Source organism: Nostoc sp. (assembly GCF_036917815.1).
Lineage (GTDB): Bacteria > Cyanobacteriota > Cyanobacteriia > Cyanobacteriales > Nostocaceae > Nostoc.
Window position 1 is genome coordinate 16495 of sequence record NZ_JBALEK010000056.1, and the last position, 26722, is coordinate 43216.

The following is a 26722-nucleotide window of genomic DNA, read 5'->3' on the forward strand; positions in this document are numbered from 1 at the left end:
TAAAAACTGATGATTAAGTATCACTCGATGAAAGTAAACTGGCTTGTGGTTGAGGAATAAATTTTTATGAAAGCGATGATTCTCGCGGCTGGTAAGGGTACTCGCGTGCGTCCAATTACTTATACAATTCCCAAACCGATGATTCCCATCCTGCAAAAGCCAGTGATGGAGTTCTTGCTGGAACTGTTACGCCGACATGGATTTGACCAGATTATGGTCAACGTTAGTCATTTGGCTGAGGAAATAGAAAACTATTTCCGTGACGGTCAACGGTTTGGGGTACAGATTGCTTATTCGTTTGAAGGCAAAATTGATGACAACGGTAAACTAGAGGGAGAAGCAATTGGTTCAGCTGGAGGGATGCGGCGCATCCAAGACTTCTCACCGTTTTTTGATGATACCTTTGTGGTTTTGTGCGGTGATGCTTTAATTGACCTAGATTTAACTGCGGCGGTTAAATGGCATAAATCCAAAGGAGCGATCGCTACTATTATTACAAAATCTGTCCCCAAGGAAGAAGTTTCTAGCTACGGTGTAGTTGTCACTGACGAAGAGGGACGTGTCAAAGCTTTCCAAGAAAAACCTTCAACTGAAGAAGCCCTCAGCACCAATATCAACACAGGTATTTACATCTTTGAGCCAGAAGTTTTTAATTATATTCCCTCTGATGTGGAATATGACATTGGGAGCCAATTGTTTCCCAAATTGGTAGAAATCCAAGCTCCCTTTTACGCCATTCCGATGGACTTTGAATGGGTAGATATTGGTAAAGTCCCAGACTACTGGCGGGCGATTCGCGGTGTGCTGCTAGGTGAAATCAAAAATGTGCAAATCCCTGGTCATGAAGTCGCCCCTGGTATCTACACTGGCTTAAATGTCGCCGTCAATTGGGACAAAGTGGATATTACAGGCCCAGTTTACATTGGTGGCATGACGAGAATCGAAGACGGAGCTAAAATTGTCGGTCCGGCGATGATTGGCCCCAATTGTTGGATATGTAGTGGTGCAACAGTAGATAACAGCGTAATTTTTGAATGGTCGCGCCTGGGTCCGGGAGTCCGGTTAGTCGATAAGCTGGTATTTGGGCGTTATTGCGTAGATAAAACTGGCGCGGCGATCGATGTTCAAGCCGCAGCTTTAGACTGGCTAATTACAGATGCCCGTCAGACAGTGCCATTACATACCCCTCTTGAGCGACAAGCGATAGAAGAATTGTTGGGGACAAATGTAAATTAGGGAATGGGTATTGGGGAATGGGGAATAGACGGACAAGGGAGACAAGGGGAATAACCAATGCCCAATGCCCAATGCCGAATGGCACTAAGAAAAGATACAGCCCTTGCTCTAACTGGTAACTGGTTCCCAGCCTCTAGGCTGGGAACCCATTCTGGGAGGCTCCGCCTCGAGTAGCTTGACAACAGGCAGAGCCTCTTTAAATACATTCCCAGCCTGGAGGCTGGGAACGAGACGACACAAGCCTTTGCGCTTTTATTAGTGCCATTCGCCCAATGCCCAATTCCCAATCCTAACTATTTAAGTACGTATATCTTCTAAGACTCTGCTCGTAGGTTTGCAGCAGTCGCTGAGATTCTGCTAGGGTGATGCGCTTTTCTTCTAATGCTTTCTCGCAACGCTGGCGAATGTTTTCCACCATGTCTTCGGAGTCATACTGCACATAGCTCACTACTTCGCTCATGGTGTCACCTTTGACAACGTGTTCAATCTGGTAGCCTTTGGGTGTTAATTGGATGTGAACGGCGTTAGTGTCGCCAAATAGGTTGTGCAAATTACCCATGATTTCTTGGTAAGCTCCATTCAAGAACATCCCCAAATAATAGGGTTCTCCGGGCTTGTAGGTGTGCAACTCTAAAACCGATTTGACATCGCGCAGGTCAATAAAGCGGTCGATTTTACCATCACTGTCGCAGGTGAGGTCTGCTAAAATTCCCCGCCGCGTTGGTTCTTCATCCAAGCGGTGAATTGGCATAATCGGGAATAGCTGGTCGATCGCCCAGCAATCTGGTGCCGATTGAAACACTGACATATTCACGTAATAGATGGAAGCCATGATTTTTTCTAGGTCTTCCAGTTCATCGGGTACGTATTCTTGCTGTCTAGTGATGGTGAGAATTTTCTGACAACAAGCCCAGTAGAGGCGTTCGGCTTTGGCTCGTTCTCTGAGGCGTAAAATTCCTAAGTTGAAGCGGCTGATGGCTTCTTCTTTGAATTGGGCAGCGTCGTGGAACAATTCTTGATAATTCTCTTGGTTGATGGATTGGTAGCTTTCCCAAAGATAATTAATAATTGGGGATTCTCCCTCTTGCGGAGGTTCTGGTGGGTCGAGGGGGACATCGCTAGTACTAAGAACGTCGAAAATCAGCAGCGACTGATGGGAAGCGAGCGCTCGTCCACTTTCACTAATCAGTGTTGGTACGGGAATCTGCCGCTCTGCACAGGTATCTTTTAACTCTGCTACGATGTCGTTGGCATAGTTCTGCATATTGTAATTTTTCGATGCATAGAAGTTGGTTTGGGAACCGTCATAATCTACGCCCAAGCCACCACCAACATCAAGGTATTTCATATCCGCGCCCAGCATCGACAATTCCACATAAATACGGCTGGCTTCTTGGATGGCATCTTTAATCACATTGATGGCAGAAATTTGTGAGCCGATGTGGAAGTGCATCAACTGCAAAGAATCGAGGAGGTTAGCTTCTCGTAACTTGTCAACAGCCTCAATAACTTCAGGCATTGTCAAACCAAATTTAGCGCGATCGCCACTGGAGGCTCCCCAACGTCCCATACCTTGGGTACTGAGTTTAGCACGAACTCCTAATATCGGCTTAATACCTAACTGGCGATTGGCATCAATCACCAAATCAACCTCTTCAATCTGTTCTAAGACGATGATTGGTGTTTGCCCTAGTCTTTGGGCTAACATTGCCGTTTCGATGTATTCTCGGTCTTTGTAGCCGTTGCAAACGAGCAATGCTCCTGGTGTATCCAATACAGCTAGAGCAATCATTAATTCTGGCTTGGAACCGGCTTCTAAACCAAATTGATGGGGCTTGCCAAATCTGACTAAATCCTCAATCAAATGCCGCTCTTGATTGCACTTGACGGGGAAGACACCACGGTAGACACCAGGGTAGTTGTAGCGAGCGATCGCTTTGGCAAAACAAGCGTTCAAGCGCTCAATCCGGTCTTCCAAAATATCCGAAAAGCGAATCAACATGGGAAGTCCCAAGTTGCGCTGTTTCATGGCGTTGACCAATTCAAACAAGTCAAGAGATCCCCCGCGATCGCCCTTGGGTGCCACGGTGACGTGTCCAGCAGCGCTAATGGAAAAATAAGGTTGTCCCCATCCTTCAATCCGGTATAAGGCTTCACTATCCTCAATTTTCCAGGGGCGAGGTAAATCTCCTGTGGTAGGACTAGGTGGTAAAAGTTTTTTCTGTTTAGGATGTTTCACTTCAGATTTTTGTCCATTGGACGGTAGTACCACCTCTTCAGATGTAGCAGTTGACTCAGCACCCATTTCTTCCTAACCTCTGTTTTTCACCCACGAGTTAACAATTTAGCGCATTCATTTGGCAACGTATATGCACCTAAAGATAATTTCTGAGATAAACTCTGATTGGTCAAGAGTCATTGGTCATTAGTCATTGGTCATTAGTCATTGGTCATTAGTGCAAAACCCTTGGACTGAAGACGGAGGATGAAGAACAAAGGACAAAGGACAAAGGACAATTGACTAGATAAAAACTTAATTAAGTTTTGGGAGATAGCTTTGGAGCGCACATTTTTAGCAATTAAACCTGATGGTGTACAGAGGGGATTAGTGGGGGAAATTATCCGTCGCTTTGAAACTAAAGGTTTTACCCTAGTTGGTTTAAAGTTCTTGAAAGTCAGTCGGGAATTGGCCGAACAACACTATGGGGTTCACCGGGAACGTCCTTTTTTTGGTGGTCTAGTAGAATTTATCACTTCTAGCCCAGTGGTGGCGATGGTATGGGAAGGTGATGGTGTCATTGCATCTGCCAGAAAGATTATTGGTGCGACAAACCCCTTAACAGCAGAGCCTGGAACCATTCGCGGCGATTTTGGCCTGAATATTGGTCGCAACTTAATCCACGGTTCTGATGCTCCAGAAACCGCGCAACAGGAAATAGCCCTGTGGTTTAAGGATGAAGAATTGGTAAGTTGGCAACCACACTTAACGCCTTGGTTGCACGAGTAAAACATTAGGGAGTGGGGAGTGGGGAGTGGGGGTAGCAAATGAACAATTATTATTCTCCCTCATCTCCCTTCTGACTTTTCACGCTATGTGGAAAAACAAACGCGAAACCTAACCCCCCAACCCCCTTCCCTACTAGCGTTGGGGGAGAATTCAAAGCCTCTCTCCTTGCAGGAGAGAGGAATGGAAGTGAGGTTTTGCAGATCCCGTGAAAAGTCAGATCCCTCTCATCCCCTCTTCTCACTTCGAGACTTCGCTCTTTTCCGGTTCTACTTGGGGTAATTCAGTGCCAACACGTTTGGAAAATCCCCAGCCTAAAATCAGGAAGATGGCAGGAATCATGATCCATTCTGGGGGAACTAGATCATCGTTCACCACTTTTAACAACAACCGCAAACCCACCAAGGCTACAGTTACATAGCCTGCATCTTCTAGGTTTTCAAATTCGTCTAGCCAACGGATAAACAATCCCGCCATGAATCGCAGCGTAATAATACCAACTGTTGCACCTGTCAGCACCAGCCATTTTTCTTGAGAAACTGCGATCGCAGTTGTGACGCTATCTAAAGAAAATGCCAAATCTGTAAATGCAATCACGGGTATAGCTTGCAACAACGAACTAAAACGCGGCTCGTGATGGCGCTCGTCTTCACTTTGTTGAGAGCTAAAGTGTTGGAATACCAACCACAGCAGGTAAGCAGCGCCCAATAATTCAAATTGCCAGAATTGTTGTACCCAGGTGGCAGTTAAAATCAGGGTGATTCGCAGCACGTAGGCAACGACTAAACCAAAGTTGAGGGCCTTACGCTCAAGTTCTTTGTCTTCAAGCCCTTGAGCGATCGCAGCCAGAGCGATCGCGTTGTCGGCAGATAACACTGCCTCTAAAAATATCAGGATCAGCAGAACTATCGGGGCTTCAACGCTGAAATGAAAGTTGAGGTTATCAAAAATTTGGTCTAGCATTCCGGGTTTCTCAAGCAGAAAAAATTAAAATTTGACAGAAACAGAGATTTTCATGTTAGAAAGCGCAATAAATTGCTACTTTAATTCAGCTTAACGTGGTTGTGGTGCATTTTGAAGAGGGTTCAATGGGTGCGATCGCCGTGTCATTGGAATATATTTAGTATTATTCAATACGCTAAAATTTTTGATATTTAGCTTGATGCGATCGCAATGGACTGTCGTCATTTCGCATCTGGAATTAAAATATGAGAACAAAAATATGGTAATGAGTTTATATTTTCTATCGCCTCAAGCTACCCAAGACTTACAAGAAATTAACGATTACCTGTTTGCTGGAAATGCAGATATCGCAGATAGATTTCTCACAATCATCACTCAAAAGTTTGAAATTTTAGCACAGTTTCCAGCAAAAAAATTGTAGGTTGGGTGGAGGCTTTGCCAAAGCCAACATCCTGATATCTGTTGGGTTGCGCTCCGCTCCACCCAACCTACGTCTAATGCACTATTTTAGCTGTGTCATTCCAGTAGGGTGCGTTGTCGTGCAGCGCAACGCACCATCTTGATATGTCTTATTACATTAGAATCTGACGGATTAAAATACTCATTACCTCGCCTGGGTTAGCGGTTGGTAGTAGCGGACTCCAATCGCCGATGCTGGCGTAGCCAATCACTTGCAGATAGTGAATTGTGCTAGTAACTGCTTTTGGAGAACCTATTAATAGATGTTTAATCGGTTCTCTTTTCGGTAATTGATTTTCAGAAGATTGATTCAGGATGGGTGTATTTAAGTTTTCGCTCTCTAAGTACTGTTGTAATTCCGATTGGGCGAACTTCTGATTTTTTACAAACTTTTGTACTTGTGTCATCATTGTAATTATCTCCCAGAATGGGGGTTTAGGGAAAGGCGATCGCAGATTCTTGGCAGAGGGCGATCGCCTTTCTTATTTGTATATTAGAGTATAAAATTATACTTGTAAAGCCCTAAATCAAAAATAAATTAACTGTCAAAAGTATTTATTTGTAGCTACTAATTATTTTTCTGCTGTCGTTATTTGACATCTAGAATTAGAATATGAGAACAAAAATATCGTCATAATTTATGAATATTTCTTTATGAATGACACACTTCTACAACGCATTACTCATAATCCAGATATCTGCCACGGCAAACCCTGTATTTGAGGACTTCGTTATCCAGTTGAGTTTATAAACTATTGATTTTTAGTATTGTTAGGATTGTTCTCAACTTTACGGCTATCACTCTTTTGAGCTTGAAGATTTTCTAGATTTTGCCGAACAGTAACCGTATTGGGATGATTTACCCCAAACACCTGCTGACGAATTTCTAAAGCTTGCAGAAACAGGGGTTCGGCTTGGTCGTAGCGTCCTTGAGAATTGTAGAGTAATGCCAGGTTGTTCAGGCTGGTGGCAACATCCGGGTGTGCATCTCCGAGCAGGCGTTTATAAAGTTCTAAAGCTTGCAGAAACAGGGGTTGAGTAACAATTTCTTCAACATTTATAAGAAAATATTTAACGTTTGTAACAAATGCTTAAACGTTTCTTATAAATGCTTGAACGCGAGTAACAATTGCTTCAGCATTCATAAGAAAATATTTAACCTTTGCAACAAATGCTCAAACTATCTTATGAATCCTTCAACGTGAAGAATAAATTAGGACTAGCCCTTTCAAGGTGAGTAAAAATTTTGCTCAAAAAATTCCTCTTTACTCTGTGTTATCTGCGCCTCTGTGGTTAGATAAATTACTTTTAAACCGCAGAGGCACAGAGAACGCAGAGAGGAAATCAGAGATTTTCTGAGTCACCTTGAAAGGGCTAGTCCTGTAAATGTAAATAGCCTCGACTTCAGAAGAAGGGTCGGCTATAAATATTAGACATCGACCAAATTTAAATATGCGTTATCCAGAACCCTTGTAAAGACGTAGCAGTGCTACGTCTCTACTTTTTTCACCAGATTATCTATTTATTTACTGGTAGGTGGCTTTAGGGATAATTGTAAATTAATTTGTGAAAATTGCATAAATTGTGAATCAGCCTCTGATAAATATATAGGCTTTACTTTACGGGCTAAAATGCCTAGCTCATCTGCTATTAAAATGAGGATGAGTTGAACTTTTTATTTCATTATTTATACCTGTAGTTTCTATCATCAAAAATCTTATTTGTAGGAATTAATCATGATTTCAATGGATGAATCACCCCTGCCTAATATTATTGGTTTTCTAGCATTAGCTAGTTATATAGCCACATTAATTCCCACAATTCTCAGAATTGTTTTTCCTCAGACAAAAGAGACTGGTATTCCCCAATGGCTGCTAAAACGCCGCCGGGTTATTGGTGTGATGGCTTTCTTTTTGGCTTTAGGTCATGGTTTCCTAATGGTTCAAAAGAGAAATTTTGATTTTTTTGACATCAAGACATTTTGGATATATATCCAGGGTGTAAGCACTTTCATTATTTTTACACTCCTCTCTATAACTTCTAATAATTGGAGTGTAAAAAAGCTGAAAAAGAACTGGAAGCAATTACATAAGCTCACTTATGTAGCTATGGTTGTTTTGATTTGGCATATCTGGGATAAAATGTCGGGTCATTGGACGTATTTAACACCAATTAGCCTTGCTGCTATTACCATCATCACAGTTTTATTTGTGATCCGACTTTGGATTGAATACCAGAGTAAGCAACAAAAAAATGCAGCTAAGGTAGCTAAACCAGATTTAGTAGGAAAAGGCATTAGATAGTTTCATTAGTACAACATGGCAGAAGTAACTAATTAGTTAATAAAGCTAAAATAAGCTTTATTTTATTCTGCCTTCTCATATTATTTGTCGCCCAAATTATGTAAATTGAGAGTCGCTCTATAGTGTCAAACATAATTGTTAATAAATTTACAGTATTACTGGCAATTACATCTACAGTAACCTTGGCTGGGTTTGGCTCTTATCGTTTACTATTACCATTCCAGACAGTCACAGCTGGGGTTATGTCTTTGCCAATTATTCAACCTGATCAAACTCTCAAAGGACATTCAACCTGGATTTATGCGATCGCTATCAGTCCAGATGGTAATACTTTAGCTAGTGGTAGCTATGATGGCACGATCAAGATTTGGAATCTGCATACTGGCAAATTACTCCACAGCTTTAAAGGTCATGCTGACGCAGTTGTATCCTTAGCCATTAGCCCCGATCGGCGTGTACTCGTTAGTGGCAGCTGGGATAATCGAATTAAACTGTGGAATCTGGAAACAGGAAGTCTTATCAGTACCCTTGATGGACATAGAGACGATGTAGAAGCGATCGCTATAAGTCCCAATGGAAAATTGCTTGCTAGTAGCAGTGCTGATAATACCATTAAGCTCTGGAATCTAGAAACAGGCAAAGAACTCTTGACGCTCCAGGATGTAGGCTGGGTAAAGTCTGTTGCTTTTAGCCCCGATAGCCAGAAGTTAGCAAGTGGTGGTAGAGATAACTCCATCAGAATTTGGCAGCTAAACACTGGCAATCCGATACTTATACAGACTCTCACAGGCCATTCCCAAGCAGTATGTTCTGTTGCCTTCAGTCCTGATGGGCAAACTCTTGCCAGTGGTAGTATGGATAAAACCATCAAGCTGTGGCGAGTGAGCGATCGCAAATTGTTGCACACTCTAGCGGGGCATTCTCATGCCGTCTGGTCTGTTGCTTTTAGTCCTAATGGACAGACCTTAGCCAGTGGTAGTTATGACACAACAATCAAGCTCTGGGATTTAGCCACTGGTAAAGAGTTTGCCAACTTTGCAGGACATACCAAATCTGTATGGTCTGTGGCCTTCAGTCCTAATGGGAAAACCCTAGTAAGTGGCAGTGGTGACGAAACCATCAAACTTTGGTCTGTACCTCGTGATACCACTAAAGTTTCCAGGCTGGACTTCAAGAAAACTGGTCTAAGTAGTTAAAATAAGACTATCAATTTCAAGCTTTTGGTCAGGATTTTTTACTGCTATTTGATTTGCTAATGATGCTGAATGAAACCAACAAATGAACAAGCAATTGAATTATTTAAGGTGTGTCAGGATTTAACTCAGATGTACCTGCCAATTTACTTGGTAAGATTAGATGAACGGACAACACGCATTTACATTCTGGCTGGACAAAACTTTGAAGTAGAAATATTGCCAAATGGGAGGGTGAGATATTTATGAGTAAGGCCAATTTTCAAGCGATGACTAAACAAGAGTTAAGAGCTTATGTGTTAGAACATCGAGACGAACAAGAAGCTTTTTATGCATTAACGGACAAACTTAGAGAAGAACCAGGGATTGAAATTACCTCAACAGAGCAGATGTATGAGCTAATTGAAGCAAGGTTAGATGAGGCTGATGTCAGAGATGCTTATACAGCACTAGAGGAAATTACAAGGCTGGGGACAACACCCTTTGAAGACATTAAAAGGGAGCTAGGGATATGAGCTACCAAGTAGCATTAGCACCTTCATCTGTACAGACAATTGTCGAATTGGACTCAGAGGTGCAGCAACGACTAGCACAAAAGTTAGAGGAATTAGCATTAAATCCACGTCCAGAAGACGCTCACCCATTGAAGGATACCGAACGGCTGTATAAGGTTCGTTTGGGTGAATACCGTATTATCTACCAGATTCAGGATCAACCCTTACTACTAACAGTGATAAAGATTGCACATCTAAAAGATTATTAAAGCTTATCTGGAAAAGCGATCGCCTATATGCCACCCAATGGCAAGCTACATAAAACATGAGAACTCTTGAGTTCCGAATTTCCTCTACCACTATGCAACTAAAAATTTCACAAAATCTCTGCCAACTTTACCAGCAGACTGTTTACTAAATCAAACAACCTAATCTCATCTGTATCAACACTATTTCTTTCACCAGCTAACAGATTTCTCACGGCAGATAACCTATCATTGGTTTCGGAAATTCTCCAAGATTCATCTAAGTTTACTGCAAAATCAAATAGCGATCGCTCTCCTAAATGCTCTCTTACCCTAACAGCTACACTATCATTACTTACCAAAAATTCTTTGATAGTATCTAATCGAGAATTACCTAATATTTCGTCATGTCCCCACGTTTCCAGCCAGTCTCCATCCACATCTTCAACGTAAAAATTGACAAAATCAACCCCATAAGTCAGCCAGTTCTGCTGCATTTGTCGCGCTGTTGCTAATGCTTCAGCAAATGTATCTACTTGATTGTCGCAGTGAGTTTCTCTTTTGTTAGCCATAAAAGCTCTAATTAGCACGTAAGTATGTAGGCTAGAACACAAATCTGAAAGATCAAATTCCTGAAAGTTCACGAAAATTTTAAATATTTGCCACCAGAAAGGTAATCACTGTTATACAGGGCCACGTTGACTAACTGGTTAACAAAATTAGCATCCTTGGGATTGTAACTTAAGAACAACCCTCTCTCTATTTCCCACGATCGCAGTGTATTTTGCCAAGCTTGGTACTTTTGGTGATTCAGTTCTTCACTAACACTAGTTACTTGAATGCACAGTGGTTGATTGTTACGACTAACAATTAAATCTGTTGCCATAGAAAGGTCGGCAATATAACGCTGCAAAAAACTACCTTCTCGACTGACAACATCTTGAGCTATTAATTTAATGATATCATCATCAAGCTGATTAAATTCGCCTGCCATCAATTTTTGTTTCCAAATATAAAACTTGGAGTCACTTGCATTGAACCATCTGGGAAAGAGATAACCATACCAATATCTCTCGATCGGCGTCATAAGATCGAACTTTGCTTTTTGTTCTTCCTCTGAAGGTAAGGATTTGATGATCAGCCATATTGTGGAATCCGTAATCACCTCTAGCAGAAAGGCAATTACAAAGGGTTTTGCAGTCAGGGAACCTGGCTTGATGTTCTTTACCCAACGATTGATTTCATCTAATCTTCTCGCTAAATTATGATCTATCGAGGAAGCTTGCTCGATAAGGGACTTTAGCTGATCCTTAATCTCTGTTGCTTGCAAACGATGCCCTACTTTCAGAAGATTACGCTTTTTTTACACACTGATAACTAGATTTTAACTTGAAAATGTATTTAGTTAATTTCCTGATGTCATTAAATATTCTCTAGATCGATGCCCTGTATACGTAAAACCTCCCGCAGTCGGGCAATTTCTCGCTCTGCACGTTGGGCACGTTCTTCTGCCTGTTCAGCACGTAAACGTTCTTGTTCAGCCGATTCTTCTGATGATAGTATTAATTGATTTTCAGTAGTGAAGAATCTTAATTTACCTTCATAAACTCCCAAATAAAGTTCTAACTGCTGACTCCACAAACGTCCATCAGTGGTTACTTGGATTTCTTGATACTTCCCATCAACTAGATGAAATCCCTGAAGTTCCATTGTTACAGGGTGAAACCAGAAATAATCTGGTGTACGGAAGGTATCTTGGTAAATTTGTTTTTTTAACCCTTTATCAACTGTTGTCGTTGAACTTGACAAAATTTCCACAATCACATTGGGATATTTGCCGTCTTCTTGCCAAACTACCCAACTCTTACGATCTTTTTTCTGGGTTCCCAAAACTACAAAGAAGTCTGGGCCACGGAAATGTTCTGATTTTTTCTGGTTAGGACTGTAGTAAATCGTCAAATTGCCAGAAGCATAAAAATCTTGCCTTTCTCGCCACCATAATTTAAGTATGCGAATCAGCAAATCGATTTGGTCTCGGTGTAGATCACTTTCCAAGGGTGGTTCGTCACTAAGTATATCACCGGGAGGAAAAATAACTTCCTCCTCTAAAATATTATCAGAGATTAATTCTATTTCTAGGGTAGCAGGTTCAGACATCAGCGATCGCTCCGCTATTTACGTTCATTTTACTGAAAATTTGGTAACTTGCAGATAGCTTTGAAAACTTGTAATAACTCTATTGCACCGGGAGATTCATTCAGATTTAATAATGGCATTAACTGATAAATTAGCTGCACGTCATGTCTTAAATAAACAAATTGATAACGCAGTCCGTTAGTTGCCAAACCCCAAACTGATGGCTGTTGATCTAAACTTTTAAAAGCATAAGTGAGTAATTGAGGTAAACCCTCACCGACATCAACCGCACTATTTTTCGTTTCAATCACCACAACCCAAAAAGGCGGCGCAATATTACTTTGAGGATTGTTGATTGCTAAAATATCCATCCGCCCGGTAATTCTTCTGTCTTCATCTTCGACTGCGATCGCAATGCTATCTTCCATTGTCAATCGAATCGGCACATCGTAAAATCCAGCTAGCCGCATTAGTGGCGCAATGGTTATAAATTTAACCAAACCTTCAGATATTTTACCCAACCTCAGATAACGACGGAAGTCGTTGCTAATTCGCAATAAATCCTGCTGTTCAAACTCTGTCAACGGTTCTAAATTTAAGAAGTCTGTAAACAAACCAGTTGAAAGCTCTTCTAGTTTGAGAAACCGATGAACATCGTTGAGAGATAGGCTGCTAGCTTCAACAGTAAGCGTCATAATTTCAGGCTTTCTTTGTCAAGACTACTTACAATATTGCAACATTACCGGTAGATAGGTTGCAAAACGTGTTTACATTTCTTGATCGCTTGCTTTTGGTAGATGAAAATGAATATAAAGCCGTCCTGGAAGGAGGGGGCTTTTACCCAAATTTTCGGTAAACTAAATAACTCGGCAATTTCCACCCAGCTTAACGAAAATCTCAACCCTGTATAGCACAACTGGGCTAAGAATAGTTTTTAGTAACAATAGCGATCGCACTCATAACCATGTCTCAACCAACTATAGAATCAATCCTACAAGAGAATCGCCTATTTCATCCAGCCTCGGAATTCTCGCAGAATGCCCATATCAAAAGCCTGGATGACTATCAGCGTATCTACGACAAAGCTAAAGCCGATCCGCAGCAATTTTGGGCAGATTTGGCTGAAACAGAATTAGAATGGTTCCAAAAATGGGACACGGTATTAGACTGGCAACCGCCTTTTGCTAAGTGGTTTGTTGGTGGTAAGATTAATATTTCTTACAACTGCCTTGACAGACACCTCACTACCTGGCGCAAAAATAAAGCAGCATTGATTTGGGAAGGAGAACCAGGTGATTCGCGCACCCTCACCTACGCCCAACTGCACCGGGAAGTTTGCCAGTTCGCCAATGTATTGAAGCAACTGGGTGTACAAAAAGGCGATCGCGTCGGAATTTATCTGCCGATGATTCCCGAAGCGGCGATTGCTATGTTAGCTTGTGCGAGAATTGGCGCACCCCACACTGTAGTATTTGGTGGTTTTAGCGCCGAAGCTTTGCGCGATCGCTTAATTGATGTTCAAGCTAAACTAGTAGTCACGGCTGATGGTGGTTGGCGCAAAGATGCGATCGTCCCTCTCAAGCAACAGGTAGACAAAGCCTTAGCTGATGGTGCTGTTCCCAGTGTAGAAAATGTCCTAGTTGTCAAGCGCACCGGACAAGAAACTGATATGCAGTTGGGCGGACGCGATCATTGGTGGCATGATTTGCAAAAATCTGCATCAGCAGATTGTCCCGCCGAACCAATGGACAGTGAAGATATGTTGTTTGTCCTCTACACTTCTGGCAGCACGGGCAAACCGAAGGGTGTAGTGCATACAACTGCTGGTTATAATTTGTATAGCCATATCACTACCAAATGGATATTCGACCTCCAAGACACAGATGTATATTGGTGTACTGCCGATGTCGGTTGGATTACGGGACATAGCTACATTGTCTATGGTCCTCTTTCCAACGGTGCAACAACGTTGATGTATGAAGGTGCGCCCCGTGCTTCTAATCCTGGCTGTTTCTGGGATGTAATTGAAAAATACGGCGTTAATATTTTTTATACAGCACCTACAGCGATTCGGGCATTTATTAAAATGGGTGAACATCATCCAAATGCGCGAAATCTGTCTTCATTGCGTTTGCTGGGAACCGTCGGCGAACCAATTAACCCCGAAGCTTGGATATGGTATCACAAAGTAATTGGTGGCGATCGCTGTCCAATTGTGGATACCTGGTGGCAAACGGAAACCGGCGGTATCATGATTACACCGTTACCAGGGGCAATTCCTACCAAACCAGGTTCTGCAACTCTTCCCTTCCCAGGAATTATTGCAGATGTCGTGGATTTAGAAGGAAACACCGTACCGAATAACGAAGGCGGTTATCTAGCAGTACGCCATCCGTGGCCAGGAATGATGCGAACAGTCTACGGCGATCCAGAACGTTTCCGCCGCACCTATTGGGAACACATTCCGCCTAAAGATGGGAATTATACTTATTTTGCTGGTGATGGCGCGAGACAAGATGAAGACGGCTACTTCTGGGTAATGGGTCGCGTGGATGACGTACTAAATGTATCAGGACACCGCCTCGGTACAATGGAAGTAGAATCAGCCTTAGTTTCGCACCCAGCCGTTGCAGAAGCGGCGGTAGTGGGTAAACCGGATGAACTCAAAGGTGAAGAAGTAGTTGCTTTTGTGACTTTAGAAGGGACTTATCAGGCTAGTGAGGAACTGAGTAAAGAACTCAAACAGCACGTTGTTAAAGAAATAGGTGCGATCGCACGTCCTGGAGAGATTCGGTTTACAGACGCTTTGCCCAAGACGCGATCGGGTAAGATTATGCGGCGCTTACTGCGGAATCTAGCTGCTGGGGAAGAGGTATCTGGTGATACTTCGACATTAGAAGATCGGAGTGTGTTGGATAAGTTACGGGAAGGCGCGTAAGTAATGCAAATTTCCCAAAATAGGAGTCTGTTAACGACAAACTAACACAAAGCAATTCTTAATACTGTAGGGTAGGCAAAACAGCCTGCCCTTAGCTGAACAGGCTCAATTAAAATAGGTCTATAAATGAGAGATGCACTGGGGCAAAGAGGCGAAGCAATTTTTACAGTATTAATGACGGAATTTCACTCTCATGCTGGCCCTATTTTCAAGCCGCAGTTTTTAGGAGACAAATGGCAATATGTTGATTTTATTGTAGAGTTGGTAGGGGCTGGTAAATCTGTCCCTTATTTCTTTGTACAAGTGAAAACAACAAGAGAAGGTTATACTAAAAAATATAATCGATTAAAAGTGAAAGTACGACAAGAAAATGTAATTAGTTTAGCATCTTATCCAGCACCAACTTATATAGTAGGTATCGATGAAATTCAAGAGATAGGTTACATGGTTTCTGCAAATGGTGAAAGTCTTAAGTCTTTGTCAAGCCTTTCTACTCAATTTAAAATTATTAAACAAAATAGAGAACTGCTATGGCAGGAAGTTGATGATTTTTGGAGTAGATACCATACTAATCAGTTAGTTTCCAAATTTGCCGATCGAGACTGGAGATAAAACAATGAAAACCACAGCACCTTGGTATATTGGAAGACGGGCAGAATCTCTTGCCATTGTTTACTTAACTCGTCGTGATGACTTGATTATTTATCAGCCAACACCAAATCAAGGATTAGACTTTTTAATCACAATTACCAAAGATGGAGTTTATACTGGAAGACTTTTTGGTATTGAAGTAAAAGCAACAGATTCTACATCTAATTTAAAGAAGCATAATGATATTTTAAAGCTAGACAAAAATAGGTTGAGTATACTAGAAAAATTTAAAGATTTACCATTCCCCGTTTGCCTATTTTTCTTTATTTTAGAAACCGATCAAGGTTATTATAAATGGATTTTAGAACCTAAAATAGATGGAGAAAAGCAAGTTAAATTGCACTTTAACCAAGATGATGAACTGAAAAAACTTGATGACAAAGAAATAGCTAATATTATTTCAAGTATAAATAGTTGGTATGACCATAGAAATAATACATGAGTATGCACATACAAATTTATTCTTATAAAACAAATAGGCGCGCTCGCCCGTACCTAAAATTTTAATTACACCGTGCAGCCAGCGTATTGACAAACTTTTTAGTGCATTGCAGACTTCCTAATGCATCCTCACATTATTATAAGAATAGAACATTATTGAGGTATTCAGAGCGATGAAGGTAAAGCGCAAACCCAAATCAGCATTTGTTCAACCTTTTAGCTGCATGATGCTGAGTATTATCACTGTAATGGGGATATCACCATCAGTCTTAGCGCTTTCTGGACAAGTTTCTTTGCATTCGCCAGAACAGGATGCACAGAGACAACCGCAAAAAATAGCACAATTTTCAGGTACAGATACACCAGAGCGATCGCAGCTCCTGCAACAAGCCAATGCTTTATATAATCAAGGAGACTTCAAAGGCGCAGAGGAAAATTTACGTAAATTCATTAAAAAATTTCCAGAAGATGCATTTGGACACTTTCAACTAGGAAATGCGCTTTTTGAGCAAAAGAAATCAGAAGAAGCAATTAGCGCCTATCGAGAAGCCATTCGCCTCCAGCCCAAATATGCTCTAGCTTACAATGCGATCGGTATGGCTTACGCTAGCCAAAGTAGCTGGCAAGAAGCCATTACTGAATATAAAAAAGCTCTGGAAATCAATCCTAATTATGGCGAGGCGCTGACTAATTTTGCACTGGCATTATGGCAAACAAATAAAAAAGATGAGGCGTTATCTTCTTTAGAAAAAGCTATAAATATTTTCAAAGCACAGAAAAGAGTTGAAAAAGTTAATCAAGTCGAACGAATTTTGCGAGAGATCAAAACTTCAGATGATCCTAGTCTTTCCTGAAAATCATATTATTCAGGGGATAAAAGTTAAGAAGACTTGCTGAAAATTAGCTTTAAGGATATTTTGGCAAAACTGCGATCTGATACGATTATTATGCGGCAGTTGTCGCATAATCTTCCCTCATAGATAAAAAACAGGTTTGAAACTGATGAAGACAAACCAGGAGAACACTGTATGCAAGTAAGACAAGAAATTTTTGATACATATTGGCGATTTGCTGCTATGCGTCAGGAAGTATTTTTCAACAAAATTAACAACGTACCACCACCCTGGACAAGTGACCCGATTATTAATACTTATAAATTTTGTAATGCATATCGCGCAAGCGATCGTGTTTCACAATATCTGATCAGAAACGTAATTTACGATGAAAATAGGAGCAAGAATGAAGAAGAAGTAATTTTACGAATTCTACTATTTAAAATTTTTAATAAAATAGAAACATGGGAATACTTAGAAAAGAAAATAGGAGATTATATTACACTGTCTAATTTCGACTCAAATGTATATTCAGATATATTACAGGAGGCGATGAATCTTGGATATGTCATTTACACTAGTGCATATATGTCTTGTGCCAGCAAAGAGTTTGGTTATGATAAGAAGCACCAGAATCATTTGGCATTAATTGATAAAATGGTTGTCCAAGATAGTGTAGTAAACTGCATAGTCAAAGCCAAAAAATTTGAAGATGTTTTTCAGATAATTCAAGAATATCCATTGCTAGGTAAGTTTATGGCTTACCAATTAGCAACAGATATTAATTATCGATCTCTCCTGAAGAACTCAAGGCTTTAGGAATTGCTCCAGAAATGTTGGATTAAGGAAAATCTTGATATCAATAATTTAAGATGATCTAACCTTTCCCAGACCCTGACTTCTTCAAGAAGTCGGGGATCTAAATCCAGCGATTTAGTCACCGAATAAGGCAAAAGTAAAAAGTAAAAAGGCACTCATAAAGAAAAAGAAAAATGGTTTGAGAGCAACTAAATTTATTTATGGAATGAAATAAAAACATTTATAACGATAGCGTAGCGTTAGCGAGTCATCGAGCGTCGTGGCGCAGCGCGTTCGCATGATTGCGTCTCGTAGAGAGAAATAAGGTGTCATTATTAAATCCCCTCAATTTATTTATGGGGATTATCTTTTTACTTTTTACTTTTTACTTCTTAAATTCCACCCTACAGTTGAAACCCCAAAATTACCAATTACGAATTAGTTAAAAGGCTTCGGGGGGCGAGGTATTAGGGACTGACAAATAAAAAAACATCCCAAATTTTTTGTGGGATGGGTGTCCCCATCCGTCCCAGATTTAGAGCGCTCATGTTGCCCACCCCACAAAATGGATAATTTATTTCTTGTCAGTCCCTTAAACCAAATAACTCGTATTCGGTACGATCGCAAAAAACGCATACTCATACCAAGCAGTCCAAATGAAACTGCGAATCCAGCGCTGACGCTTTTCGGGACTCAATTCATATTCAAATGCTCCACGAGATATATCAATGGAAGATAGGTGAGAGTTGCAACCACAGCCATGTTGATAGGTAAAGCCGTATTTGGAGGCAATACTTTGTACCTTCATTTGAATAGCAAACACCTTACCTGCATGGAGTATGGCATCCCAAGCGCGTTTGTGTTCGATGTCGCGCTGATCAAATCGTAAGGCGCGTTCTTCAAAAATATGATCGCGGTAAATTGGTGCTAAATGCACATGATAAAAGCTGGCAGGTAGTTCATAACCAAATTCGTTAAACAAATCTATGCCAATGCGAGCTACTTTTACTTCATTAGCATACTCTGTCCCTTTTGACTCGACATCACGGAGAATTTCTGCAAAGTTCGGATAGCTGTTTTTGAGAAAATCTTGCCCAAAAAACTCTAGGGTTTCCCATGCCAGTTGTGCAAATAGCTGGGAGAATGAGGGTATCAAGTGAGCTAGTTGGGGGCGATCGCTAAATAAGTCAACATCACCATGTTCTAATTTGTATAGGAACAACTGCGCCATCTCAACATAGCTCTGGGGATGGGAAAGTCCGGTACTCGTGGTTCCTCTAGCAATGTCTTGCCATATAGAAGGTAGTTGAGAAACATGAACCGCATTTTCTCCAGCAATGACTGCAACCGGAGTACATTCAAGAAGTTGCATTGATAATTTCCTTTAAGACTTTAATGTGTAATTTACCTTAAGCCATCGCTAAATCTATCTTCTAAACACAATAAAAAATGTTTGACAGACTGTCTTTTGACAACGGGCACAATTTCATTCCTAATATTTTTTGGGGTATTGGGCACTTGTACTGAGCGTACCCCTTCGGGGATCTTGCTACGCGTAGCGTCTCCAAGAGTTGCCGTTGGCGCAGCCTCTCCAAGAGTTGTATTGGGCATTAGTTATTGTCTGATAATTCATAATTCATGATTCATTTCCCCACTCATCCAATTGTCTATGAAGATGCACACAAGAAAATACTTGAAACTGCATATAAGTAAGTCGGCGAGAATAAATCAAAGTACATTAAGTAATGTAAAAAATCTTGAGACTAATTCGTAGTGAGCGGCTCCAGCCCTCAAACGAGGACTAAAGTCCTCACTACAAACCTTGAATTATTCACGCCGCTCTACTTAGCGGTTCTCATTCAGATGCAGTACAACCTTACATCACGAGTAGGGGCACGGCAATGCCCATGAGTGTCAACTTAACGTGAAATGGGCGGTTAGAAACCGCGTCTACACAAACAAAACCTGCCTCCGCAGGTTTCAAATCCTTAATTTTTCGTCAGTCCGCGCAGGCGGACTTCGTTTGTGTAGCCGCTAATGACCTTCGCCCAGGCTTAAGTTGACACCAATGGGCAATGCCCTGCCCCTACGGGTGTACCTCACGTAAACGATAACTGCTATACTAGTAGGGACTGACAAATAAAAAAATATCCCAAAACTGAGGCAAAACCCTCTCTATTTCTCCTCTCTCTGTGGTTCGTTTCTTTGGATAATTTATTTCTTGTCAGTCCCCTAGCAGATAATTATTCTATGCAGGATCACATAGATTTGGGATCAGAGTATTTTTTTCAGCCACCCGCAATTTTCTTATATATTTTCTCACCTTTGATTATCTCCTCATAGGACTGCTCGTAAGAGGTGAACCTAATAGATTCTTGTCTTCCTAAACCCAAGATACCAAAGGTGCAGAGGCTATTATAAAACAGTTCGTGTACCCGCTTTTGAAGTATCTGATTGAAATAGATTAGGACATTACGACAAAGGATGACATTAAACTCATTAAAAGAACCGTCAGTTGCTAAATTATGCTGGGCGAAGACAATATTTTCTCTTAGGGATGCTCGAAATATAGCATTATCATAAGCTGCTGTATAATATTCGGAAAAAGACTTCTTTCCGCCCGCTTTCAGATAGAGTTGAGTATATTCTTGCATCAATTTCAAAGAGAAAATACCACTTTTAGCATTTTGTAATACCTTCTCATTGGTATCAGTGGCATATATGCGGCAACGGTGGTAAAGTCCTTCTTCTTGTAGTAAAATCGCCATTGAGTAGACTTCTTCCCCAGTTGAGCATCCAGCGTGCCAGATGCGAATAAAGGGATAGGTTTGCAAGAAGGGAATAACTTGATTTCTAAAGGTGTTATAAAAGCTAGGATCGCGAAACATTGATGTTACATTCACCGTCAGAGCAAGCAAAAATCGTTCCAAATAGGCACGGTTATGCAGTAACTGCTCTTGCAATGCCGAAACATTTGCTAACCCCTCTAATTCCATGAAGCTCTGAATGCGCCGCTTCAGTGAGGAAGGAGCATAATTGCGAAAGTCATAACCGTAGTACTGATACACCCCTTCTAAAAGCAGGTGTATTTCGATATCCTCCAAGGTTGGTTTTGGCAAAGACATATTAATTCATAAGAAGAATTCAGAACTCAGGAGTCATAATTCAGTATGAATTCTGTACGACTGGGTAATGAATATTGGTTCAAAACCTCGCCCCTTGTGGGCGAAACTAGTATGATTTTTTGAAAAGTTAAAAGTCTATCCCTTTATGGGTAGATTATTTTGAATTCTGACTCCTTTTTATAATTCATAATTCATAGTTTTTAGTTTAAGTGAGTGGCTGTTACTCCTAAAATAGCGATCGCTATTACTGAAATCGCAGCTAGCCACCTAACTTGCGATCGCAGATTTTTAATCTCCTGGCTCAGGCTTTGTGTCTGTGGTATACTGTATGGTTCCAGTTGTACAACTTCGATCGCTACTTGCTCTGGTGTATTTGGGGGATTTTCAAAAGAGACTTTCGTCTGTAGCCAATCAGTAATCAGTTTGGGACAGTTTTTCTTAAACCAATTAAAAGCTAAGGTTCTAAAAACTGGTTTGGACATTCTGGCAATTAATTTCATCAACCTGTTTAGGGGCTTCAAGGGAAGCTTTTGATTGATCAGATTGACTGAACCAACATCATAAAGACAATCCAGAATTAGTTTCACAGTGGCTTCTTCACTGTTAATTAAGTTTTGCAGTAAAAGCAGAACATCACGCATCCGCTCTGCTTCCCTATACTTTTCAGCCAGGTTTTCTGGAGGACTTACTAAAGGATTTACGGTTGTATTTAGGGTGTTTTGTCTTACTATCGTCATATTGGTAACATAGCAGTCAGAATAATGTAAGTACACCTATCTATCGAGAGAAAGATTTTTTATCTAGAGAGAGAACCTAGAAGACAAAATTTGTTTGTAAGAGATATGACTATATCTTGTCTGTAAAGAGGCTATTTGTCTAGTTCACTATGAATCTTTTATCTACTAGGACTTACGCAAAATATCTCTCAAACTCTGATTTCTCCGTGCCCTCTGTGCCTCTGCGGTTCGTTATTTCGTAACTCGTGCGTAAGTCCTATCTACTTCTGGGTAAATAAAATTTTTCATTCAGATGCTAATACCTCAATTTGTACAACAACCCGTTCTAATTCCTCAATGATTACAGTGGTTGTAGTCTGCTTGAAGGCATCCACAAGCGCCCGATAATACCAAAGAGTACCTTCTTTACGCCCCTGAAAACGTTCCCAAAGTGATTCGCCTAAAACGCGATAATCTTTGAGAATAGACTGGGCGTTGTAAAGTTTATCTGCCGATGACACCAGCAAAACTGATGAAGAAGCAGTAGGAATATGAGCAATGTATGCTTCTTTGCGCTGTCGCCAAGGCGGTTTGGGAATTGTATCAGCGTCCGTACAACCATCTACAATTGCTGTTACATTATCACCAAAGCGGCGGCGGATTTCTTTCCGTGTGGTTGCGCCACCTTGGTCTTCGATGGCATCATGTAAGAGGGCTGCGATCGCTTCATCTTCATTTGCACCGTATTCTAAAGCAATACTGGCGACACCTAATAAATGGGCAATATAGGGAACACCTGAACCTTTACGAACTTGGTTGGCGTGCAATTGGGTAGCGTAGATCAGGGCTGCGGTAAAGCGTTCTGAAAGCATTGTATAAAAGTAGTCAAGATAAATCACCGAATCAAAGGTTTGTTTCAATTTTATAATAAACCACTTCCAATACGGTTATGTTAAGAATATTTTTAGGTTGGCAATATTGAGTAGTGAAGATGTTGTATCTGGGTTGATGTTGCCTTTAAAAAATTTATTGCCTACGCCTACACAGTTTAGACAGACAAAATTTAAATCTATAATTACATCGCTAGATAGATAATAATTTGATGTTAGTTTATTAAATTGGCTTCAGAGGATGTTTTAAAAGTGGTTGGGTGTAATTTTAGGCACTTGATCAATTCAGGATACTAATAATGGAAACTACAGAAACAACGCAAACAAGTTCAACACCTTTCCCAAATATTCCACCAGTTATTGAAAGTAACGATAGTGAGTATCGTGATAGTGGTGTACCTAGTACAGTTGCGATCGCAGGACATCCCCTACATCCCTTGAGTGTGATGTTTCCCATAGCCTTTTTAGCCGCCGCCTTGGGAAGTGATGTCGGCTACTGGTTAACTCATGATTTCTTTTGGGCTAGGGCTTCGCTATGGTTAATCGGCCTCGGATTAGCTGGAGGACTCCTTGCAGCAGCGATCGGACTGAGCGACTTTTTGAAAATTGAACGAGTTCGCAAGCGCACCGCAGGTTGGGCGCATTTAATACTTAACGTTTCTCTACTAGTTTTAACTCTGGTTAATTTCCTCCTGCGTTTGGGCGACGCTGAATCCCGAATAGTACCTTGGGGACTTTTACTCTCGCTGATTGTCGGTACGCTGGTTAGTATTTCCGGCTGGTTCGGTGCAGAACTCTCCTATCGCCATAAAATTGGTGTAGTGGGTGCTGGTAGCAGAAGATATCCATAACCAAATAATTCGTAATTGAAGAAGAATTCAGAAGTCAGAATCAAGACGAGGAGTACGCGAACTCGCTACAACTGCACTATCCACAAGTAGCACAGAATTTAATTCTGAATTCTGGCTCCTGACTCCTAAATTCTTTCTTGTTAAGAATATTACGAATTATTGAAAAACTACTATGCAGAGGCTAAAATTTTGCTTAGTCTCTAAGCTTTCAGCAAATGCGCCGAAACCGTAACCAAACAATATTTATTATTCTTTCTGCGCTCATCGTTGTACCGATGGGCTTTTTGTTTAAGTATTATAATGGACTCGCCAATCAGTGGTTTAATGACTACGGAGCAGATGTACTTTACGAAATATTTTGGTGTCTGTTCGCATTTGGGTTTTTCAGAAGTCGGGCGGCGGTAATCCAAATTCCTATATGGGTTTTTGTCATCACCTGTATAATAGAATTCTTACAACTTTGGCATCCGCCACTATTAGAGGAAATTCGCGCCACATTGATAGGCAAATTGCTACTTGGTACTACCTTTGTTTGGTGGGATTTTCCTCATTATCTATTGGGTTGTGTTTTAGGTTGGTTGTGGATACGACAAATATACGGAATAGGTTATGCACAAAAAAGTCAAAGTTAAACCTAATTCAAAACAGCAAAAGATTGAAGAACAACCTGATGGTGTTCTGACTGTGTATTTAAAATCGCCTCCAATTGATGGTAAGGCTAATGAAGAGTTAATTAAACTACTAGCAGAGAAATTTGATGTACCCAAATCTTATATCAGAATTAAGTCAGGTTTGTCCTCTCGGCAAAAGCTGATAGAAATTGATAGAGATATCTAGTACAAGAAGGCAAAAGTAAAAAGGCAAAAGTAAAAAGAAAGAATGCTTATTTTGTATGCTTTCTGGCTATTTAAAATGGTTGCTTTATTTCCGCCGTGTCGTACTAGTTTATATATACCTCCTCAATGTCAGGCTATAGGACTCATATTTGATTTTTGAACAAAACTCAGTACATCTTTATTCCTTCTTCCCAGTCCCCAGCGATGCACTGAGCTTGTCGAAGTGTCCCCAGTCCCTTACCTCTACGAGTGATTCATAAATCAAATCGGATTGCTATATATCCTACTTAATACATCCTCTATGAAAGTCAAGAAACTACAGACAGAAACTCACAAAATCTAATTCTTAGACTTGTGTAATACTGATATACCTTGGTTGAGTTTTGACTCTTTCTATCCAAGCTTGGATAGCAGGAAATTGTGCCAAATCAAACCCACCTTCATCAGCTACATGAGTGTAAGCGAACAAGGCGATATCAGCAATTGTGTAATGTTCTCCAACAAAAAAATTGTGAGAAGTTAAATGTTGCTCCATCAAGTTAAGTGCTGTATAGCCTGGTTCACGTTTTTGCTTAATAGCTTCACTATATTCTTGAGTTTTACCTAAAATAGAAATCCAAAATCTTGATGTAGCAATAAAAGGCTCATGGCTATATTGTTCAAAACACAACCATTGCAGCACCTGCGCTCGTAAAAAGCGGTCATAAGGTAAAAACTCTGTACCTTCACTCAGATACACCAATATGGCATTTGATTCTGCTAAGTATTTCCCTGGCTCGATTTCCAGAACAGGTATCTTCCCGTTGGGATTTTTACTTAAAAATTCTGGTGTTCGAGTCTCCCCTTTCAAGATGTTAAGCTCTATCATCTCAAAAGGCATACCTAGTTGTGTCAATAAAAGACGTATCTTATAACCATTGCCAGAAGGTAAAAAATCGTACAGACGCAGTAGTTCCATGTTAAAATCCAGTTAGGAATATGTTGATAAGTAAAGCTTCAAAATACAATATGTTACCAAAAGATTTTCCCAAAACCGGATATTTTTTTATATATTTAGCTTCGGAACACTACAGAGAATCATCTGGGAAAATGAAAAAAGTATTATTTATTTGTTTAATTCAGTAATTGGTTGAAAATAAAAGTATGTGTGGAAGATTTACTCTAAAACAGTCGCCAGCAAGTTTAGCTCAAGTTTTTCATGTTGAACCAGTTGCGGATTTAGCAGCAGAATATAACATTGCACCTACGCAAATGGTGGCTACAGTGTTACAAAATCCCGAAAGCGAAAAGCGTGAATTGAAGCAGTTGCATTGGGGGTTAATTCCGTCATGGGCAAAAGATGCGGCAATGGGGGCAAAGCTGATTAACGCTAGGGCAGAAACTGTTGCCGAAAAACCCGCTTTTCGTTCGGCTTTTAAGCATCGACGCTGTTTAGTGCTAGCTGATGGTTTTTATGAGTGGCAACGGCAACAAGGTAAAAAGCAGCCATTTTATTTTCGTCTTCAAGATGGGGAACCCTTTGGCTTTGCAGGTTTGTGGGAGAGATGGCGATGCCTACGGCAACCCTTACCCCCACGGGGAAGCAAGCTACGCGTAGCGGATACCACAGGAGAAGCGGGAACGCCTGCTAATGAAGAAATAATCTCTTGTACAATTTTGACAACGGCAGCTAACGAATTACTCCAACCTATCCACGAGCGGATGCCAGTGATTTTAAAACCACAAGATTACGATTTATGGCTAGATTCGCAAGTGCAAACGCCCCAAACTCTACAGCAGCTATTGCGTCCCTATCCAGCGTCAGCAATGATTGCCTATCCAGTCAGCACCTTGGTAAACAACTCTCGGCATAATAGTCCGCAATGTATCATACCCCTCAGTGAGAAGAATGCCCCCGTAAATCAGTTAAATTAGCTATTGAGTGAACTAGGGGATTGGGGAGATGAAAGATCAGGGGAAGAAAAACTATTGATTATTGCCCAATGCCCAATGCCCAATACCGAATCTCAATACGCAATACCCAGAGAAAAATATGCCAAGAACACAAAAAAACGATAATTTTGTTGACAAATCCTTTACAGTGATGGCGGATATCATTCTGAAGATCCTGCCAACCAACAAAAAAGCTAAAGAAGCATTTGTTTATTATCGAGATGGGATGTCAGCCCAAGCAGAAGGGGAATATGCTGAAGCATTGGAATACTATGAAGAAGCTCTAACACTAGAGGAAGATACTAACGATCGCGGCTATATTTTCTACAATATGGGGCTAATCTATGCCAGCAATGGCGACCACAACAAGGCTTTAGAACTGTATCACCAGGCAATTGAGTTCAACCCACGCCTACCCCAAGCCTTGAATAACATCGCCGTGATTTACCACTACCAAGGCGAAAAGGAAAAAGAAGCTGGAGATAACGAGGCTGGCGAAGCTCTTTTTGATCAAGCCGCAGATTATTGGATTCGAGCTATTCGCATGGCTCCCAATAACTACATCGAAGCCCAAAACTGGCTGAAAACCACTGGGCGATCGCAAATTGACGTATTCTTCTAGAACAGGACTTACGCAAACAATAGCCGAAACCCTCACTTTCAGGTAGGGGCAATTCA

Annotated in this window: 33 protein-coding genes; 18 read left to right on the top strand and 15 right to left on the bottom strand. The window is 40.9% G+C overall.

Annotation, left to right across the window (positions count from 1 at the left end; all coding sequences use genetic code 11):
* Positions 1 to 66: 66 nt before the first annotated feature.
* Positions 67 to 1236, top strand: coding sequence for an NDP-sugar synthase (locus V7K97_RS16450; RefSeq protein ID WP_334802099.1), 1170 nt, complete (start codon positions 67 to 69; stop codon positions 1234 to 1236).
* A 289-nt stretch (positions 1237 to 1525) separates the two neighbouring features.
* Here V7K97_RS16450 and speA read toward each other — a convergent pair whose 3' ends face one another.
* Entirely contained in the window at positions 1526 to 3541 is a 2016-nt protein-coding gene (gene speA / locus V7K97_RS16455; RefSeq protein WP_334802100.1) for a biosynthetic arginine decarboxylase, read from the bottom strand.
* A gap of 252 nt (positions 3542 to 3793) precedes the next feature.
* Between speA and ndk the strand changes: the two genes are divergently transcribed.
* The gene (ndk, locus tag V7K97_RS16460) at positions 3794 to 4243 is read left to right on the top strand and encodes a nucleoside-diphosphate kinase (protein ID WP_179064967.1); all 450 of its coding nucleotides are present in this window, start codon (positions 3794 to 3796) and stop codon (positions 4241 to 4243) included.
* 237 nt (positions 4244 to 4480) lie between these two features.
* On the opposite strand, the gene V7K97_RS16465 is transcribed toward ndk, so the two are convergent.
* Both V7K97_RS16465 and V7K97_RS16470 read right to left on the bottom strand, forming a co-directional pair.
* Positions 4481 to 5203 carry a TerC family protein gene (locus tag V7K97_RS16465; RefSeq protein WP_334802101.1) on the bottom strand — a complete coding sequence of 241 codons (723 nt, stop codon included), beginning with the start codon at positions 5201 to 5203 and terminating at the stop codon, positions 4481 to 4483.
* A 90-nt stretch (positions 5204 to 5293) separates the two neighbouring features.
* Positions 5294 to 5428 (bottom strand): hypothetical protein, encoded by a 135-nt coding sequence (locus V7K97_RS16470; protein ID WP_334802102.1) that lies wholly within the window; start codon positions 5426 to 5428, stop codon positions 5294 to 5296.
* 34 nt (positions 5429 to 5462) lie between these two features.
* Between V7K97_RS16470 and V7K97_RS16475 the strand changes: the two genes are divergently transcribed.
* Positions 5463 to 5624 carry a type II toxin-antitoxin system RelE/ParE family toxin gene (locus V7K97_RS16475; protein ID WP_334802103.1) on the top strand — a complete coding sequence of 54 codons (162 nt, stop codon included), beginning with the start codon at positions 5463 to 5465 and terminating at the stop codon, positions 5622 to 5624.
* A gap of 151 nt (positions 5625 to 5775) precedes the next feature.
* Here the strand turns inward: V7K97_RS16475 and V7K97_RS16480 are convergent, their stop codons facing one another.
* Both V7K97_RS16480 and V7K97_RS16485 read right to left on the bottom strand, forming a co-directional pair.
* Positions 5776 to 6072, bottom strand: coding sequence for a hypothetical protein (locus V7K97_RS16480; protein WP_334802104.1), 297 nt, complete (start codon positions 6070 to 6072; stop codon positions 5776 to 5778).
* 342 nt (positions 6073 to 6414) lie between these two features.
* Positions 6415 to 6723, bottom strand: a complete 309-nt coding sequence (locus V7K97_RS16485) for a tetratricopeptide repeat protein (protein WP_334802166.1) — start codon at positions 6721 to 6723, stop codon at positions 6415 to 6417.
* A 675-nt stretch (positions 6724 to 7398) separates the two neighbouring features.
* On the opposite strand from V7K97_RS16485, the gene V7K97_RS16490 reads away from it, so the two are divergent.
* From V7K97_RS16490 to V7K97_RS16510, 5 genes are all read left to right on the top strand, one after another.
* Positions 7399 to 7965, top strand: coding sequence for a ferric reductase-like transmembrane domain-containing protein (locus V7K97_RS16490; protein WP_334802105.1), 567 nt, complete (start codon positions 7399 to 7401; stop codon positions 7963 to 7965).
* A 122-nt stretch (positions 7966 to 8087) separates the two neighbouring features.
* Positions 8088 to 9161 carry a WD40 repeat domain-containing protein gene (locus V7K97_RS16495; protein ID WP_334802106.1) on the top strand — a complete coding sequence of 358 codons (1074 nt, stop codon included), beginning with the start codon at positions 8088 to 8090 and terminating at the stop codon, positions 9159 to 9161.
* 69 nt (positions 9162 to 9230) lie between these two features.
* Positions 9231 to 9407, top strand: coding sequence for a DUF6888 family protein (locus tag V7K97_RS16500; RefSeq protein WP_334802107.1), 177 nt, complete (start codon positions 9231 to 9233; stop codon positions 9405 to 9407).
* Positions 9404 to 9673 carry a DUF6887 family protein gene (locus V7K97_RS16505; RefSeq protein ID WP_334802108.1) on the top strand — a complete coding sequence of 90 codons (270 nt, stop codon included), beginning with the start codon at positions 9404 to 9406 and terminating at the stop codon, positions 9671 to 9673. The genes V7K97_RS16500 and V7K97_RS16505 overlap by 4 nt, the downstream gene beginning before the upstream one ends.
* Positions 9670 to 9921, top strand: coding sequence for a type II toxin-antitoxin system RelE family toxin (locus tag V7K97_RS16510; protein ID WP_334802109.1), 252 nt, complete (start codon positions 9670 to 9672; stop codon positions 9919 to 9921). Before V7K97_RS16505 ends, V7K97_RS16510 begins: the two co-directional genes overlap by 4 nt.
* Before the next feature lie 107 nt (positions 9922 to 10028).
* On the opposite strand, the gene V7K97_RS16515 is transcribed toward V7K97_RS16510, so the two are convergent.
* From V7K97_RS16515 to V7K97_RS16530, 4 genes are all read right to left on the bottom strand, one after another.
* Positions 10029 to 10469, bottom strand: coding sequence for a hypothetical protein (locus tag V7K97_RS16515; protein WP_334802110.1), 441 nt, complete (start codon positions 10467 to 10469; stop codon positions 10029 to 10031).
* Positions 10470 to 10537: 68 nt separating this feature from the next.
* Positions 10538 to 11227 carry a hypothetical protein gene (locus V7K97_RS16520; RefSeq protein WP_334802111.1) on the bottom strand — a complete coding sequence of 230 codons (690 nt, stop codon included), beginning with the start codon at positions 11225 to 11227 and terminating at the stop codon, positions 10538 to 10540.
* A gap of 92 nt (positions 11228 to 11319) precedes the next feature.
* Entirely contained in the window at positions 11320 to 12054 is a 735-nt protein-coding gene (locus V7K97_RS16525) for a Uma2 family endonuclease (RefSeq protein WP_334802112.1), read from the bottom strand.
* 29 nt (positions 12055 to 12083) lie between these two features.
* Entirely contained in the window at positions 12084 to 12728 is a 645-nt protein-coding gene (locus tag V7K97_RS16530) for a restriction endonuclease subunit R (RefSeq protein ID WP_334802113.1), read from the bottom strand.
* A gap of 269 nt (positions 12729 to 12997) precedes the next feature.
* Between V7K97_RS16530 and acs the strand changes: the two genes are divergently transcribed.
* From acs to V7K97_RS16555, 5 genes are all read left to right on the top strand, one after another.
* Entirely contained in the window at positions 12998 to 14971 is a 1974-nt protein-coding gene (gene acs / locus V7K97_RS16535) for an acetate--CoA ligase (protein WP_334802114.1), read from the top strand.
* A gap of 126 nt (positions 14972 to 15097) precedes the next feature.
* Positions 15098 to 15583 carry a DUF4365 domain-containing protein gene (locus V7K97_RS16540; RefSeq protein ID WP_334802116.1) on the top strand — a complete coding sequence of 162 codons (486 nt, stop codon included), beginning with the start codon at positions 15098 to 15100 and terminating at the stop codon, positions 15581 to 15583.
* Between the two features lie 4 nt (positions 15584 to 15587).
* The gene (locus tag V7K97_RS16545) at positions 15588 to 16064 is read left to right on the top strand and encodes a DUF4365 domain-containing protein (protein ID WP_334802117.1); all 477 of its coding nucleotides are present in this window, start codon (positions 15588 to 15590) and stop codon (positions 16062 to 16064) included.
* 172 nt (positions 16065 to 16236) lie between these two features.
* Entirely contained in the window at positions 16237 to 16917 is a 681-nt protein-coding gene (locus V7K97_RS16550) for a tetratricopeptide repeat protein (RefSeq protein WP_334802118.1), read from the top strand.
* A 174-nt stretch (positions 16918 to 17091) separates the two neighbouring features.
* The gene (locus tag V7K97_RS16555; RefSeq protein WP_334802120.1) at positions 17092 to 17715 is read left to right on the top strand and encodes a nucleotide kinase domain-containing protein; all 624 of its coding nucleotides are present in this window, start codon (positions 17092 to 17094) and stop codon (positions 17713 to 17715) included.
* A 571-nt stretch (positions 17716 to 18286) separates the two neighbouring features.
* Here the strand turns inward: V7K97_RS16555 and V7K97_RS16560 are convergent.
* The 5 genes from V7K97_RS16560 to V7K97_RS16580 all read right to left on the bottom strand — a co-directional run bounded on the left by V7K97_RS16560 (position 18287) and on the right by V7K97_RS16580 (position 22407).
* A complete protein-coding gene (locus tag V7K97_RS16560; protein WP_334802121.1) occupies positions 18287 to 19066 on the bottom strand; it encodes a hypothetical protein in 780 nt (259 codons plus the stop codon).
* 32 nt (positions 19067 to 19098) lie between these two features.
* Positions 19099 to 19305, bottom strand: coding sequence for a hypothetical protein (locus V7K97_RS16565; RefSeq protein WP_334802122.1), 207 nt, complete (start codon positions 19303 to 19305; stop codon positions 19099 to 19101).
* A gap of 677 nt (positions 19306 to 19982) precedes the next feature.
* Entirely contained in the window at positions 19983 to 20819 is an 837-nt protein-coding gene (locus V7K97_RS16570; RefSeq protein WP_334802123.1) for a CheR family methyltransferase, read from the bottom strand.
* Positions 20820 to 21019: 200 nt separating this feature from the next.
* Positions 21020 to 21556: a hypothetical protein gene (locus V7K97_RS16575; RefSeq protein WP_334802124.1), complete on the bottom strand. Its 537-nt coding sequence runs from the start codon at positions 21554 to 21556 to the stop codon at positions 21020 to 21022.
* Between the two features lie 284 nt (positions 21557 to 21840).
* Positions 21841 to 22407, bottom strand: coding sequence for an HD domain-containing protein (locus V7K97_RS16580; protein ID WP_334802167.1), 567 nt, complete (start codon positions 22405 to 22407; stop codon positions 21841 to 21843).
* 317 nt (positions 22408 to 22724) lie between these two features.
* On the opposite strand from V7K97_RS16580, the gene V7K97_RS16585 reads away from it, so the two are divergent.
* The 3 genes from V7K97_RS16585 to V7K97_RS16595 all read left to right on the top strand — a co-directional run bounded on the left by V7K97_RS16585 (position 22725) and on the right by V7K97_RS16595 (position 24113).
* Positions 22725 to 23276, top strand: coding sequence for a DUF2231 domain-containing protein (locus V7K97_RS16585; protein WP_334802125.1), 552 nt, complete (start codon positions 22725 to 22727; stop codon positions 23274 to 23276).
* A 215-nt stretch (positions 23277 to 23491) separates the two neighbouring features.
* A complete protein-coding gene (locus tag V7K97_RS16590) occupies positions 23492 to 23908 on the top strand; it encodes a ribosomal maturation YjgA family protein (protein WP_334802126.1) in 417 nt (138 codons plus the stop codon).
* Positions 23886 to 24113: a DUF167 domain-containing protein gene (locus V7K97_RS16595; RefSeq protein WP_334802127.1), complete on the top strand. Its 228-nt coding sequence runs from the start codon at positions 23886 to 23888 to the stop codon at positions 24111 to 24113. The genes V7K97_RS16590 and V7K97_RS16595 overlap by 23 nt, the downstream gene beginning before the upstream one ends.
* A 345-nt stretch (positions 24114 to 24458) precedes the next feature.
* Here V7K97_RS16595 and V7K97_RS16600 read toward each other — a convergent pair whose 3' ends face one another.
* Positions 24459 to 25070 carry a glutathione S-transferase family protein gene (locus V7K97_RS16600; protein WP_334802128.1) on the bottom strand — a complete coding sequence of 204 codons (612 nt, stop codon included), beginning with the start codon at positions 25068 to 25070 and terminating at the stop codon, positions 24459 to 24461.
* Between the two features lie 185 nt (positions 25071 to 25255).
* Between V7K97_RS16600 and V7K97_RS16605 the strand changes: the two genes are divergently transcribed.
* Both V7K97_RS16605 and V7K97_RS16610 read left to right on the top strand, forming a co-directional pair.
* Positions 25256 to 26026 (top strand): SOS response-associated peptidase, encoded by a 771-nt coding sequence (locus tag V7K97_RS16605; RefSeq protein ID WP_334802129.1) that lies wholly within the window; start codon positions 25256 to 25258, stop codon positions 26024 to 26026.
* Positions 26027 to 26144: 118 nt separating this feature from the next.
* Positions 26145 to 26666, top strand: a complete 522-nt coding sequence (locus V7K97_RS16610) for a photosystem I assembly protein Ycf3 (RefSeq protein WP_334802130.1) — start codon at positions 26145 to 26147, stop codon at positions 26664 to 26666.
* The last annotated feature ends 56 nt before the right edge of the window (positions 26667 to 26722 follow it).